We start from the raw sequence: 13,910 nt of genomic DNA on the forward strand, positions 1-13,910 counted from the left end.
ATGCCCCTCATCGCTGTGGCGTATGTGAAGGGCCGTCCGGGTGCGACGACCACCGCGTTCGGGTTGGCCGCCGCCGCCCACAAGGAGGCGCGGCCGGTGGTGGTGGAGGCCGATTCGGCGGGCGGGGATCTGATGCGCCGCCTCGGCCTGGCCGCTACGCCAAGCGTGGTGGACCTGGCCGCCGCCGCCCGGGGCGCCACCCGGGCCGAGGACGCGCTAACCGCCGGGATACAGGAGACCGTCATCCGGGAGGCGGCGGTGCCGGTGGTGGTGGCCCCGGCGGGCGGGGCACAGACCCGCGCCGCGCTCCCGGAGCTGACCGGCGCCGGACGGGCGGTGCTGACCACGCCTTCGCGGCTCGTGATCGCTGATTGCGGGCGGCTGACTCCCGGCTCTGCGGCGTGGCCGCTGCTGCGCCTGGCCGACGTGGTCCTCGTGCTGGCCCGCGCCCGCACCGACGACCTCGCCCACGTGCGCGAGGCACTGGCGGACCTCGTCGACGTTGGCGCGGGCCGCCTGGTGGTGCTCCTCGCCGCCGGTGGCGTGTACCCGGCCGCCGAGGTCGCCGACGTGCTCACCCGGCACGTGGTGGAGGAACTCGCCCGCGACCCGGGCGCGGTCAGCGTCCTCGGTCCGCTGCCGACCGACCGCAAGGCCGCTGCGGTGCTCGGCGGGGAACTGCTCGCGGGGCGGCGGTGGCGGCGGCTGCCGCTGATGCGCGCCTACACGGGTCTGCTCGACAGCCTCGCACCGCACCTGCCCGGCACCGCATCGACCCCGACGGACTTTCGTGAGGAGGCTTCCCAATGAGTCACCCGTTCGAACCCCGGGCGCTGGGCCGCCACCGTGACGGGTTCCCGCCCGAGCTGCCCGCCGACGCCACCGAGATTCCGGTGGTGCGGCGCATCCGCCGGGAGGTGGCCGAACGGCTGACCCGGGCCACCCGGACACACGAGAGCGCCACAGGCCGGGTGATGACGGCCGCCGAACAGCAGGCGACCACCCGGGATCTGATCACCGCCGCGCTGGACGCCTACGCGGCCGAGGAGATGAACGCCGGCCGTCCGCCGCTACGCCCGGACGCGGAGTCACGGGTGGGCCGGGCGGCCGCGGACATGCTGCTCGGCGCCGGTGGGCTGCAGCCGCTGCTCAACGACGAGCGGGTGGAGGACATCCACGCCAACGGCGCCGATGAGGTCTTCGTCCGCTACACCGACGGCACCCGGGTACAGGTCGCCCCAATCGCCGACACCGACGCGGAGATGGTGGAACTGATCCGCCGCCTCGCCGCCGACGCCGGCCGCGCCGAGACCGGCGGCGAGGGCGCCGAGGAACGCCGCTGGGACCGGGCCGCGCCGATCCTGAAACTCCAGATGCCGGACGGGTCCCGCCTGCACGCCATCATGTCGGTCACCCCGCGCCCGGCGTTGTCGATCCGCCGCCACCACTACCTCAAGGTCACCCTCCCCGACCTGGAACAGCTTGGCACCCTCAACCCCGTCCTGCGCGAGGTGTTCGCCGCCGCGGTGCACGCTCGGTTGAACACACTCGTCGCCGGGCGCACCGGCGCGGGCAAAACCACTCTCCTGCGTGCGCTGGCCGCGCAGATCCCGGCGCATGAGCGGATCGTGACCATCGAGGACACCTACGAACTCGCCCTCAACGCCGATCGGGTCCTGCATCCGGACGTGGTGCCGATGCAGTCCCGGGAGGCCAACGTCGAAGGCGAGGGCGCCATCGACATGTCGGAGCTATTCCGCAGTGGTTTGCGGATGTCACCGGACCGGGTGATCGTCGGCGAGATCCGGGGCCACGAGGTCATCCCGATGCTCAACGCCATGAGCCAGGGCAACGACGGCTCGTTGGGCACCATCCACGCCTCCTCCAGCGCCGGGGTGTTCAAGAAGCTGGCCCTTTACGCAGCGCAGGCCCCGGAGCGCCTCGAGCCGGCCACGACGAACCTGCTGGTCTCCGAGTCGGTGCACCTGGTGGTCCACCTCGGCCTCACCGCCGACAACCGCCGCGTGGTCACCTCCGTCCGCGAGGTCGTGGACGCCGACGGCCTGTCGGTGGCCTCAAACGAGATCTTCCGGCCCGGCCCGGACGGACGGGCGGTCCCGGCGGCCCCGCCGTCGACCGCCCTGCTGAGCCTCCTCGCCGGTGCTGGGTTTGACCGGCGGCTGCTGGACGAGGCCCGCACCGCCCCGGGCGGGGGGTGGGCGTCGTGACGTTGACGGTGCCCCTGGCGGCAATGCTCGGACTCGGCACGGCGTTCGGGGGGGTCCTGATCGTCGTGGGGCTGACGGGCCGGGACGACGGGCCCGCGGACCGCGAACCGGACGCGTGGCTGTCAAGGTTCACTGCGAGCCGTGGCCCGGTCGACCGGCGCCGGTTAGCGGTGTGTGTGGCCGTGGGCGTGGTGGTGGCGGTGGTGACCCGCTGGCCGGTCGCAGCAGTGCTGTCCACTGTTGGGGCGTGGGTGCTACCGGCGATCATCGGCCCGGACCGTGACCACCCCCGCCGGGTCGCCCGCATCGACGCCATCGCCACCTGGACCGAAGCCCTACGCGACAACCTGTCCGGGGCGGCCGGGCTCGAGCAGGCCATCACCACCAGCGCCATCGAATCCCCCGAGGCGATCCGCGACGAGGTGACCCGCCTCGCTACCCGGTTGCAGCGCAGTTGGCGCCTGCCCGTCGCGTTGCGGGCGTTCGCCGCCGAGCTGGCCGACCCGACCGCCGACCTCGTCGTCGCCGGCCTGCTCATGGCCGCACGCGGCAGTGCCGGGCAGCTCGGCGACGTCCTCGGCGAGCTGGCTACGTCAGCACGGGCGAAGGTGGCCTCCCGGCAGCGCATCGCGGCCAGCCGGAAACGTAACCGCACCAGCGCCCGGGTCATCGTCGGTGTGACCCTCGCGATGGCCGGGATCCTCACTCTGATCAACCAGGGGTATCTGGCGCCGTTCGACACCGCCACGGGACAGCTCGTCCTGCTGGTGGCGGGCGGGTGTTTCGCCGTCGCGTTCGTCTGGCTCGCCCAGTTGATGCGCGACCGAGACACGAGCCGAATCTTGCAGAACGTCGCCGGGAACGCGGACGCGCAGGCGGTGGTGAGGTCGTGACCGCGTTCCTGCTGTGCGGCGTCGGCACCGGCCTCGGCCTGTGGCTGATCGTCGTGGGCTGGCTGCCTCGGCCGCCCCGGCTGGACAAGGCGCTCGACGCCCCGAACGTCCACGCCCGCCGCGTTCAGGCCGAGGCAGGTGAGGCCGCCGCCGGGTGGGCGGGGCGGTGGGGCCGTCCGGCGGTGCGGTGGCTGCGCCGCCTCGGCCTGCCCACCCGGGGCACCCGCCGGGACCTAGCCACGGTGGACAAGCCGGTCGACGTGCACCTCGCCGAGCAGACCACCGCCGCCGTGGTTGGGCTGCTCGTGCCGCCGGTGTTCGCCACTCTGCTCACGCTCACCGGGATCACCACGGGCGTGGCGGTGCCGATGGTGGCCTCACTGGTGCTGGGTGTGGCCGGGTTCCTGGCCCCGGAACTGTCCGTCCGCTCGGACGCGGCCAAGTACCGGGCGGCGTTCCGCGACGCCCTCTCCTCGTTCCTGGACCTCGTGGTCATCTCGCTTGCCGCCGGTTCGGGTGTCGACCAGGCCCTCGATGAGACCGCCGCCGTCGGGTCCGGCCCGGCGTACGCGGAGCTGCGCTACGCGCTCACCGAAGCCCGGCTGACGCGGGTGCCACCGTGGGACATCCTCGCCGTCCTCGGCCAGCGCCTCGCCGTCGCCGAGCTACAGCAGCTCGCCGCGACCGTCAGCATGGCCGGCACCGAAGGCGCCCGGGTCCGCGCGTCGCTGCGCTCCCGGGCGGTGGCGATGCGCGACCGGCAGCTCACCGACGCCGAAGGCGAGGCCAACGCCGCGACCGAGCGCATGGCGCTGCCCATCGTCGCCCTGTTCGCAGGATTCCTGATCTTCCTCGGCTACCCCGCCCTGGCCGCCGTCCTCGGCGGCCTCTAACACCCCCGCCCCGATTCCGTTTCTCCGCCCGCATCCTGAAGGAGGCACACGCCATGTCCGCACTCCTGAGCTACCTGACCGCCGAGATCCGGCACCGCTGGAACGCCGTCCGCGACACCGGGGACGGCGGCTACTCCACCGAGGCCGTTCTCGTGATCTCCCTGCTCGTGGTGCTGGCCATCGCGGTCATCGCCATCGTCGCCGCGAAGGTCACCGCCAAGGCCAACAGCATCAACCTCGGCTGAGCGCTGCCATGCCCCCTGCGACCCTCTCCCGAGACCACCGTGCCGCCCGCCATGCCTCCCCGGCGCGTGGCACGGCCGGGCGGCTGCGTACCCGGTGGCGGCGCGCCGCCGCCTGCCCAGACGCGGGCGGCGCTACCGCTGAACTGGCCATCGCTATGCCGCTGCTGCTGCTCATCGTCATGGTCGTCATCCAGGCCGGCGTGTGGATGCACGCCACCCACATCGCCCAGGCCGCCGCCACCCGCGCGGCCAGCACCGCCGCCGCATACCAATCCAGCGCCGGAGCCGGACAAGGCGCCGGCCGCGACACCCTCGCCGCAATCGGCTCCGGGGTGCTGAAGAACCCGCAGGTATCGGTCACCCGCACCGCCACCGAGGTCCGCGTCCACATCACCGGCACCACCGAGACCCTCGTCCCCGGTATCCACTGGCGGGTCAGCACGGTCGTCGCGCGCCCGGTGGAGCGCTGGACAGGATTTTCCCGTGAGTTCGAGATTTCTGAAGCATCGCCGGCCGGGAACTGAAGGGCGGGTGGCCGTGAAGAGCGTAGCTGAGGGCTTCGGTTCGTGTACTGGCGTGTGGTCAGCCTTGTCGTGGTCCGGGGTCAAGGTCGGGATGGCTCAGGGCGGCGGTGTAGAGCACTGCGCCGGCGGGGGTGAGTCCGAACAGGATGCAGATGCGTTTGAGGTCGCCGCCGGTCGCGATGACCTCATTGAGGATCCGGTCGGTGCGGATGCCGCGGGCGGCGGTGCCGAGTTGCAGTCCGAGCCAGCGTCCCCCGACGGGTTTGAGTTCCAGGGCGGTGCGCCTGTGGATGAACAGGTGTGGGTTGGCGGTGTTCGGCCAGGTGGCAGTGCGGTAGTCGAGGTAGGCGGCCAGCCGGATCAGGACGGGTTCGGCGAGCGGGATGACGCGGCCGTCGAGGTGCAGCCGTCGGTCGCGGATGTCGGTGGTCGTCAGGTTGCGCAGCTGTCCTGGTGTCAGGGCGTGAAAGGCCAGCAGCGCGGCGAGCGCGGCTCGGGTGGGGTCGGGAGAGTTGAGGGCGTCGCGGATGACGTCGAAGTCGGCCGGTTCAGGGCCGCGGGTGTGCGGGGCTCCGAGCTTGATGTGCAGGGTGGGGTCGCGGAAGACGACCTTGTGTCCCTTGAGGGTGTGGAAGATCGAGTGCAGCGCGGAGCCGGTCAGATAGCGGGGCCCGCCTTCGTCGGCAGCGGCGATGGCGTCCAGGACATGTTGGCGGGTGATCTCGCGCAGCGACTCGTATCCGTCGCCGGCCCAGGTGTGCAGCGTGGGCAGGGCTGCGTTGAGCTTGTAACGGATGGTGCCGTGGTTGCGGGCACGGCTGCGAGGCGCACGCATCTGGGCGGGCAGGTCAATGACCTTGCCGGCGAACCAGGTCTTCAGGGCCGGGGTCAGGTCGTCGTCAAGCATGTCGATGCCCGCGAGGAACTCGCGCAACAACCGAGTGGCCCGGCCGGTGGGGCCGAGATCGCGGATGAGGCTGGTCTTGATGCGAGCGCCAGGGGTGTCTTGCAGGCCGAGGACGGCGTTGATGCCGCTGCGGGCCTTCTTGCAGGTGCTCGGGCTCCAGCCGCGTTGGGCGGCGTGGTCTTCCAGCAGGTCGGTGAGTGCCTGCGCGGCGTGCGGGTCGGGCGGTGGAGGCAGGACGATGCCGGGACGCAGGCTGCGGCGCGCGTCGAACAGGACGAGTTGCTCGTGGTCGACGGGTCGGATCGGCGCAGCGGTGCTGCGGGCTCGGGGCTCGACGGCTATCGGTGTGCGGGAGGCGGAGCCGCGTGCGGCCAGTGGTGTGCTGAACATGTTCGCGATGAACAGCTGCTGGCCGTCTTTGTTCGCCTCGGCGAGCGACAGACCGGTGCGGCTCCAGCGGAGCATGGCGGCTTGCCGCCAGCACAGCCGGCAGAACCGGCGCTCGTCGACGGGGACGTGGCGGCGGCAGCCCGTGCAGGTGCCGTAGGTGTTCTTGGTGCGCCAGTTGACGCAGCCCCAGCACAGGTACTTGGTGTGGCGGGTGACGCCCCAGCCGAGGCAGTGCTTGCAGGAGGTGACGTGCTGCGGAGCGGCCGGGTGGCACCGTCTGCAGAGCCCGGCGGAGTAGTAACCGTCCACTGCGGTGCAGGCGCGGCAGGGCGGCGGGGTGAACGGCCCGCCGGGCAGGCACTGGTAGCAGAAGTCGACGCGTGGGTTGGTGAACGCGACGGGGTTGGCGCGGCAGACCGGACAGAGCTTGGGTGGACTCATGCCGGTGGTGCGGAGCGGCGCCGGCCGGGCCGAGGCGTGACCGCCGCAGTCCGGTCGGCCGCGGTCTCGCCCGAAGCGGCGCGTGACGCCGGCGCCTCGGCGGCGGGCTTGCGGGCGGCGACCTTCTCCGGTTCGCAGATCAACAGATCCGCGGGGGTGCAGTCGAGGACCGTGCAGATGACGTCGAGGTCGTCGAGCCGGATCGTGGTCGGGGTGCCGGTCCACAACGCGGACATCTTTCCGGCGCTGATCTCCAGCCCGGCCTCCAGTAGGCGGCGGCGCAGCTCGGTGGACTTCCAGATGCCCTGCTGGGCGGCGTGCAGTCGCAGGTTCCAGCGCACGGGACTACCTTCCCTGGTCAGCGAATCGGTCGGCGACGCGCTGCTTGGCGGCAGCCCACGCACGGTCGATGTGGTTGTCGTGGATGAGCTCCGGCGACGTCAGATGCTCCAACTGCCTGAACGGATGTCCTGCCATGACTGCCGATTGGTCGTGTCGTCAGGGTTGGCAGGCGCGGATCAGTTTGTCGAGCGCGCCGGTGGGGTCGTGCAGAGTGCGGGCGCCATCGGTGACGACTCGACGGGTGCCGGCGTCGAGCGGATGGATGCTGGCCCAGTCTGGCGAGCCGATATTGATCTCGACCTCGAGGCCGGAGGAGGTGCAGAAGCGTCGTTCGGTGACTGCACCCCAGGACTGCACCCGGATCAGGTCACCGATGGCCAGTTCGTGCGCCCAGGTGTTGTCGACGTATCGGACCTCGTCGGTGGTGAGCAGGACGAGGTCGATGTCCGAGTCGGGCCGGGCCGCGTTTCGGGCGTAGGAGCCGGCCAGGAGCAGGCCGACAACGTCAGTGCGGTGTGCGGCCCACCGCGTGACACGGCCGATGATCTCGTCTACTTCGGCGACACGCTCCGGCGAGAGTGCGGTCGGTTCATGGGTAGCCGATTGGTCGTTGTGCATCAGGCTGTCTCCCTGGCTGATGTGATGGCTGGAGTCGGCGCTGAGCTGGAACTGGGTGGTGACTCGGTCTGGTCTGGGCCGCAACTCGAGCCCGCGGAGCCGTTCGCTGAGCACACCGGACTACGTCCCTTGGCCGGTGAATCGGTCAGCGACGCGCTGGTTGGCGGCAGCCCACGCGCGGTCGATATGGTCGTTATGAACGTGGATATATCGGGTAGTAGTGGACAGCCATTCGTGCCCGAGCAATTCTTGGATGGCCTTGAGGTCCATGCCTCGGGCATACAGCGCCGAGGCGCAGTGGTGACGCAACCCGTGCGGGGTCAGCCGTCCCGTCCAGGCGGGCAGCCATCGCCTGACGGCCTGCGCCAATCCGGAGCGCAGTGCGTCGTCGCCGACACGAGTGCAGCGGCCGGTGAGCCGGTCGTAGCGTTCGCTGGGCAGCAGCGGCGCGTCCGGGTCGGTCGGGTCGTCGCTGAACTGGCCGCGCACGTCGGTCAGCCACCAGAACATCAACTGGTCGACCGAATTGATCGCAGGCACCATCCGCGGCTTCGGGCCGCGGCCCATGCTGCCCTTGCCGAACCGCACATGCAGCCGGCCGTGTTCGCCGAGATCGGGACGCCAGTCGCGGATGTCAAGCCGCACCGTCTCGGTGATACGCAGTCCGGCGCGGCGCCACAGCGACGCGGCGAAGTAGTCGCGGGCCGCGGGAAGGTATTTGCGAGCCGAGGGCACCGCGTCACGCCAGTCGTCGAACAGCACCGCCACGTCGGTCTCCGGCGGGGGGACGCGGACGGTGTCGCGATCGACCTTCGCCGGGCGGTTGAACTCGTCCACCGGCTGGACGACCACGGCGCCGGTCAGGGTGTGGATGTCGCCCTGGTAGCGGTCGATGACGAACTGGTAGAACCGCGCCAACGTCCACGCCTTGCTCTGCACGGTGCTGCGCGCATTGCCGCGCTCGCGCCGCTGGTGAGCCAGGAAACGGTCGGCGTCCTGCGGTCCGACGGTCCACAAGGGGCGGCCGAGGAAGCGCAGGAACTCGAACACGGTCGAGCGTTCCTGCGCGATGTGGCCGTCGGTCAAACCAGCGCCCACCGCGGCGAGGGCGTACTGGTCGACCAGCTCCTGCTCAAGCTCCTCCATCGCCTGCGGCGACGGGTTCCTGAACCGCTCCGCGGACCCGATCGAGCGCACCACCGCCAGACCCATGAGCACTCCGCTTCAGCGAGACCAACGAAGCCACGAAGATACCCGGCAACCTTCAGGAATTTCAATGTCTCATCGGAATTTGGACCGAGGCAGTCGAGACGCCGTGCACCAGGAAGAACACTCCTGTCAGCGAAGAACCTCGGAGAACGAACTCACGGGATGTCCTGCAGGCCAACCATGACGCCCCTGCACCCCGAAGCCTCGTCCAGCCTGCCAGACACCGACTCGGAGGACGCACTGTACGCCGCCTACCTCGCGGGCATCGTCGCCGACGCCGAGGACCCCGACAAAGGCCCCCACTGCCGGGAGCTGCTGGCCGAAGACCCCCGAAATGCTGCGCGCCAAGTGGGACATCGCACGGGCGCACTCGGTCAAGGGGCAACCGCCGCGATGGCTCAACTGGCCGTTCCTCATCGCCCTCCTCGTCGTCGCCGTGGTGTCCGAGAGCCTGTTTGCCGTCTGGCTGTTCACATGAGCCGCGTACGCGCTGCCCTGACCGCCCGGTGGCGGATGCTGACCGCGACCCCGGACGCCGGGTCCAGTACCGCCGAGATGACCCTGCTCACCCCGCTGCTGATCATGCTCCTGCTGCTGGTGGTGCTGTGTGGCCGGTTGGCGGCGGCGCAGATCGACGTGGACGCCGCCGCCAGTAGCGGCGCCCGCTCCGGCTCGATCGCCCGGACCCCCGGCTCCGCAATTGCCGGGGCGGAGCGCACCGCCCGCGCCAGCCTCGCCGCCCGAGGTGTGACCTGCCAGTCGACCGACGTGCAGGTCAGCACGGGCGGGCTGCGGCCGGGCGGGGCAGTCACCGTCACGATCTCGTGCCGGGTCCGGCTATCAGATTTGACCTTGCTCGGGGTGCCGGGCAGCCGCGTCGTCCGATCGAGCGCGACCTCCCCGATCGACGCATGGATCGGAGGCACTCCGTGAAGCGCCGCATCACCGCTGTGGCCCGCTGGGTCTGTCACCGTGCCGGAGGCGTCGACGGCGGGCAGGTCACGCCGTTCGTGGGCCTGCTCAGCGTGGCCCTGGTCGCGGTCGCCGGGCTCGTCCTCGACGCCGGGCTCGCGATCTCGGCGAAAGTGCAGGCCCTGGACGTGGCGCAATCCGCCGCGCGCGCCGGAGCGCAGCAGCTCGACCTCAACGCCTACCGCACCCGCGGCATCACCCGCCTCGACACCGGCCGCGCGGTCTCGGCCGCCCGGTCGTGGCTGGCCTCGGCCGGAATGTCCGGCGACGCGACGGCGACGGCGACCACCGTCACCGTCACGGTGCGACGCGACAGCCGCACGCAGATCCTGCACCTCGTCGGCGTGCGCAGCCTGCACGTGACCGCCTCGGCCACGGCGACCGCGGTGCACGGCGTGACCGGTCCGAACGCCTGACCCGCCCTCGACAAAGGAGGTTCGAGCATGAGGCGCGCCCTCGCCACGGTCGGCCGGCTGCTGCGGGCCTTGACCGCCTTCGCCGTCCTGGCCGCGTTCACCGCCGGGGTGCCGTGGCTGCTGACCGCCTCGGCCGGGTGGCCGCTGAGCTGGCTCGGCTGGCCGCACCTCGCCCAGATCCCCGGCCCGGCCGAAGTGTCGGGGGCGGTGACGAGCCCCTGGTCGAATCAGATGATCCTCGCCCTGCTGGCCACGATCGGCTGGCTGCTGTGGGCAGTCTTCGTCCGGCATCTGATCGTCGAGGTCCTCGAGGCCAGCACGGACGCCGCCGCCGCCCGGCGCGGGCAGCCCCGGCCGCCGGTCAGCGGGCGCGGCCCGATCCGCTGGGTGGCCGCCGTGCTGGTCGGCGCGATCGTCGGCGCGGTGCTGTTCGACGCCGCCCGCGCCGCCACCGGCGCGGGCACCCCGACCGCCGCCGCTGCGGCCGATGCCGCCGCGCGTCGCCCGGCCGCGGCCGTCGCACCCGTCGCCGCACCGGTGGCCGACGCCCCGGTCGCGCACACCGGGCCGCGCCCGGCCATCACCGTGCACGCCGACGCCGCCATGGCACGACCGGTGCACGCCGCCAACGGCCACCACCACGACCGCGAAGTACCCGCATGGGCACGCGATGCCCCGGGCGGGGTGCACCGGGTCAAGGCTGGGGACAACCTGTGGGACATCGCGAAGGACGAGCTCGGCGACCCGCACCGCTGGCGCGAGATCTACACACTCAACCGAGGCCACCAGCAGGCCAACGGCTACGCCCTCACCGACCCCGACGAGATCCACATCGGGTGGACGCTCGCCCTGCCCGCCCGTCACACCGTACCCACGCCGCCGGGTTCGGCGGGCAAGACGCCACCCCCAGCCGAGGCGAACGGTTCCGGCAAACACGTCACCGAGCCCGTGTCAGGCGGTGCGGCACCGCACACCTCCCCCGCCCCGGTGGCCAGTACACCGAGCGCCCCACCGGCCACCGCCCCACCGGCCAGCGCGTCACCGTCGGCCAGCGCGTCACCGTCGACGGGCGTCTCGGCTGCCGAGACCGCCGAACACGACAGCAGCCCGAACACCGAAGACGACCGGGCGGGGATCAGCCTTCCCTCGCAAGGTTGGGTCAGCGGCGGACTGGCCGCGCTGATCGCCGCCATCGCGTCGTTGCTGCGCCTGCAGCGGCGCCGCCGCGCCCGGCTCACCTTCCCCATCTCCGCGCGTCTCGCGCCGCAGCCGGCCCCGGTGCCCGAGGCCCTCGCCGTGGCGGACGCGGCCGGTGCCCGCCACCTGCCTGCCGAGAACGAGGACCCGCACCGGCCAGCTTCCCCGGTGGTGGCCGCACCGATCGGCACCAACCAGGCCGGGACGGAGGTCAGCCTGTTCGACCTGCCCGGCCCCGCACTCGCCCTCACCGGCACGGGAGCCGACGCCGCCGCCCGCGCTCTACTCGCGTCGGTGCTCGCCACCGGCACCACCGACATCCTGGAACGGCGACCCGTGGTCGTCGCCACCACCGAGATCCTCGCCCGGCTCCTGCCCGAGGGCGTGCCGCTGCGCGGCCTCGACCCTGACGCGACCAGCTACGACGGGGAACGTCTCATCGTCCTCGACGACACGGCAGCGGCGGTGACCCATGCCGAGGAGGAGATGATCGTCCGCCGCCGGCTTCTGGACACCTTCGACACCGACAGCATCACCGCATTGAATGCGCGTACCGACCACGCCGAGGCGCAACCGCCGTACGTGCTGCTCATCCAGGCGGTACCCCGGCACGCCGCCCGCCTGCTCGCCGTCGGCGCCCACCGTGACGCGCTGGACCTGTACCCCGTCATCCTCGGCAGCCTCGACGGCGCCCTCACCGCCGACATCGCCGCCGACGGCACCACCGACGGGGTTGGGGTGCGTCGCCTGTCGACCCTCACCGCCGCCGATCTCGCTGCCGTCCTCGGGATGCTCACCGACGCCGCGGCCCGACCGGAGATAGGGTACGACATCGACCTCGACCCCGCCCCGAGCGACACGACCGCGGCGGCGGACGAGGCGGCGGGCGATGCGGACGAGCCCGTTCCCGTGCAGCCCGCCCACGTGCCGCCGCTGGTGCGGCTGCGGGTGCTCGGCCCGCTGCTGGTCGAAACGGTGGCCGGGCCGGTCGCGACCGGGATCCGCCGCGGCTCCTACCTCGTCCTCGCCTCCCTCGCCGTACACCCGTCCGGGCGGACCCTTGACCAGCTCGCTGCCGATCTGCACCCTGACACCGACCTGCGCACCGCAGGCAACCGCATCCGCACCGACATCAGCACCATCCGCCGCGTCCTACGCCCGGCGACCGGCGCCACCGAGGCCATGTTCGTCAACCACGACGCCGCCACCAGCCGCTACCGCCTCGACCCCGACCTCATCGGCGTGGACCTATGGCAGATGCTCACCACCATCAAGGCCGCGAACACCGCCACCGACGACACGACCGCCCTCGCCCTGCTCCGGCAGGCGGCAGAGCTGTACGGCGGGGACTTCGCCGACGGGCACGACCAGACCTGGATCACCGACCACGCCACCACCTACCGCCACCAAATCCTGTCCGTGCACGCCCGCATCGCCGAGATCCTCGAAGCCGAGCACCCCGACCAGGCCGTCACCGCCCTGGAACGCGCCCTCGACCTGGATCCGGTCAACGAGGAGCTGTACCAGCGCATCATGCGCATCCACGGCCGCGCCGGACGCCCCGACGCCGTGCGGCGCACCCTGCGCCGCCTCGAGGAACGCCTCGCCGACCTCGGCGACACCGAACCGTCCGAGGCCACCCGCCGCGTCGCCGACCGCCAACTACGCCCCACCACCACCGGAAGCCGCCGATGACCCCGGGCCGGCTGCGGCGGCTGCAGTGGGCGGTCCGCGCCACCCTCACCCTCGGCGTGGCCGCCTCAGTCACCGCGAACATCCTGCACGCCCGCGACAACCCGATCTCCCAAGCTATCGCCGCGTGGCCACCTCTCGCGCTACTCATCACCGTCGAGCTGGTCTCCCGCATTCCCCTGTACCGCAAGGGCCTCGGCATCCTGCGCCTCGGCGCTACCACCACCATCGCCGGTATCGCCGCCTGGATCTCGTACTGGCACATGGCCGGTGTGGTCGCCCGCTATGGCGAAACCGGCACCGTCCCGTACCTCCTGCCGCTGTCCGTGGATGGCCTCATCGTCGTGTCCTCGGTGTCGCTGGTCGAACTGTCCACCCACCGCCGCGACGCCAGGCCCACACCCGCCCCAGCAACGGTCGTCGCAGTCGGCAGGGCAGCGACCGCGCCAGCCTCGTCGGGCACCACGACGGTGGCAGCCGCGCCCACGGCCTTCGCATCCGGCGAGCCGAGCGACGCCCCCGAGCATCACGTGACGCTCAGCGCCGCGCCTGACCCGGCGGCCAACGCCGCAGCCCCAGTCGACGCCAGCAGGGCCGCGCCTGGCGAGGCCGGCGACGACATCGGTCCAAGGCAGGAAGCCGACGACGACCTCGAACCCGGCGACGGCGACGAGGGCGATGACGGTGCCGATCTCGCACTGGACCTCGTGCCGCTGCTGCCGGCCGCCCGCGCCGCCCGCGACGAGCTGGTCCGCGAAGGACGCACGGTCAGCCGGGACGCCCTCGCCGCACGCCTTCGCCGCAACGGCAATGCCATCCGCAACAACCGCGTGTCCGAGCTGGTCAACGCGCTACGCCGCGAACAGGCAGCCGGCAATGATGCTCGCACGAGGGTTTCGGCGTGACACGGCGCTGGCTCATACCCCGGCTGCTCGATGGAAAG

The 13,910-nt window shown here is 71.9% G+C and carries 15 protein-coding genes; 11 read left to right on the forward strand and 4 right to left on the reverse strand.

Going from position 1 to position 13,910, the window contains the following annotated elements; translation table 11 throughout:
* The 6 genes from EV385_RS02455 to EV385_RS02480 are packed head-to-tail and all read left to right on the forward strand — an operon-like array spanning position 1 to position 4,783.
* On the forward strand, positions 1-810 hold the full coding sequence (locus EV385_RS02455) for a hypothetical protein (protein WP_130507964.1): 810 nt from the start codon (positions 1-3) through the stop codon (positions 808-810).
* On the forward strand, positions 807-2,228 hold the full coding sequence (locus EV385_RS02460; protein ID WP_130507965.1) for a TadA family conjugal transfer-associated ATPase: 1,422 nt from the start codon (positions 807-809) through the stop codon (positions 2,226-2,228). The genes EV385_RS02455 and EV385_RS02460 overlap by 4 nt, the downstream gene beginning before the upstream one ends.
* Complete coding sequence (locus EV385_RS02465; protein ID WP_130507966.1) at positions 2,216-3,121, forward strand: type II secretion system F family protein; 906 nt, start codon at positions 2,216-2,218, stop codon at positions 3,119-3,121. Before EV385_RS02460 ends, EV385_RS02465 begins: the two co-directional genes overlap by 13 nt.
* A complete protein-coding gene (locus EV385_RS02470; RefSeq protein ID WP_130507967.1) occupies positions 3,118-4,014 on the forward strand; it encodes a type II secretion system F family protein in 897 nt (298 codons plus the stop codon). The genes EV385_RS02465 and EV385_RS02470 overlap by 4 nt, the downstream gene beginning before the upstream one ends.
* 53 nt (positions 4,015-4,067) lie before the next feature.
* Complete coding sequence (locus EV385_RS02475) at positions 4,068-4,259, forward strand: hypothetical protein (protein WP_130507968.1); 192 nt, start codon at positions 4,068-4,070, stop codon at positions 4,257-4,259.
* 8 nt (positions 4,260-4,267) lie between these two features.
* On the forward strand, positions 4,268-4,783 hold the full coding sequence (locus EV385_RS02480) for a TadE family protein (RefSeq protein ID WP_130507969.1): 516 nt from the start codon (positions 4,268-4,270) through the stop codon (positions 4,781-4,783).
* Between the two features lie 58 nt (positions 4,784-4,841).
* Here the strand turns inward: EV385_RS02480 and EV385_RS02485 are convergent, their stop codons facing one another.
* The 4 genes from EV385_RS02485 to EV385_RS02505 all read right to left on the reverse strand — a co-directional run bounded on the left by EV385_RS02485 (position 4,842) and on the right by EV385_RS02505 (position 8,693).
* Complete coding sequence (locus tag EV385_RS02485) at positions 4,842-6,521, reverse strand: hypothetical protein (RefSeq protein ID WP_130507970.1); 1,680 nt, start codon at positions 6,519-6,521, stop codon at positions 4,842-4,844.
* On the reverse strand, positions 6,518-6,862 hold the full coding sequence (locus tag EV385_RS02490; protein ID WP_130507971.1) for a helix-turn-helix domain-containing protein: 345 nt from the start codon (positions 6,860-6,862) through the stop codon (positions 6,518-6,520). The genes EV385_RS02485 and EV385_RS02490 overlap by 4 nt, the downstream gene beginning before the upstream one ends.
* Before the next feature lie 157 nt (positions 6,863-7,019).
* Positions 7,020-7,481 (reverse strand): nucleotidyltransferase domain-containing protein, encoded by a 462-nt coding sequence (locus EV385_RS02500; protein ID WP_130507972.1) that lies wholly within the window; start codon positions 7,479-7,481, stop codon positions 7,020-7,022.
* A gap of 120 nt (positions 7,482-7,601) precedes the next feature.
* Entirely contained in the window at positions 7,602-8,693 is a 1,092-nt protein-coding gene (locus EV385_RS02505; protein WP_165449369.1) for a tyrosine-type recombinase/integrase, read from the reverse strand.
* A gap of 331 nt (positions 8,694-9,024) precedes the next feature.
* Here EV385_RS02505 and EV385_RS33715 point away from each other — a divergent pair, with 331 nt between their 5' ends.
* From EV385_RS33715 to EV385_RS02525, 5 genes are read left to right on the forward strand one after another with little or no spacing between them, the layout of a single operon-like run.
* Positions 9,025-9,168, forward strand: a complete 144-nt coding sequence (locus tag EV385_RS33715; protein WP_165449370.1) for a hypothetical protein — start codon at positions 9,025-9,027, stop codon at positions 9,166-9,168.
* Complete coding sequence (locus EV385_RS02510; protein WP_130507974.1) at positions 9,165-9,623, forward strand: TadE/TadG family type IV pilus assembly protein; 459 nt, start codon at positions 9,165-9,167, stop codon at positions 9,621-9,623. Before EV385_RS33715 ends, EV385_RS02510 begins: the two co-directional genes overlap by 4 nt.
* Positions 9,624-9,640: 17 nt before the next feature.
* Positions 9,641-10,078: a pilus assembly protein TadG-related protein gene (locus EV385_RS02515; protein WP_242625221.1), complete on the forward strand. Its 438-nt coding sequence runs from the start codon at positions 9,641-9,643 to the stop codon at positions 10,076-10,078.
* Between the two features lie 27 nt (positions 10,079-10,105).
* Complete coding sequence (locus tag EV385_RS02520; protein ID WP_130507976.1) at positions 10,106-12,970, forward strand: BTAD domain-containing putative transcriptional regulator; 2,865 nt, start codon at positions 10,106-10,108, stop codon at positions 12,968-12,970.
* Positions 12,967-13,872 carry a DUF2637 domain-containing protein gene (locus tag EV385_RS02525; protein ID WP_130507977.1) on the forward strand — a complete coding sequence of 302 codons (906 nt, stop codon included), beginning with the start codon at positions 12,967-12,969 and terminating at the stop codon, positions 13,870-13,872. Before EV385_RS02520 ends, EV385_RS02525 begins: the two co-directional genes overlap by 4 nt.
* The last annotated feature ends 38 nt before the right edge of the window (positions 13,873-13,910 follow it).

Source organism: Krasilnikovia cinnamomea, assembly GCF_004217545.1.
Lineage (GTDB): Bacteria > Actinomycetota > Actinomycetes > Mycobacteriales > Micromonosporaceae > Actinoplanes > Actinoplanes cinnamomeus.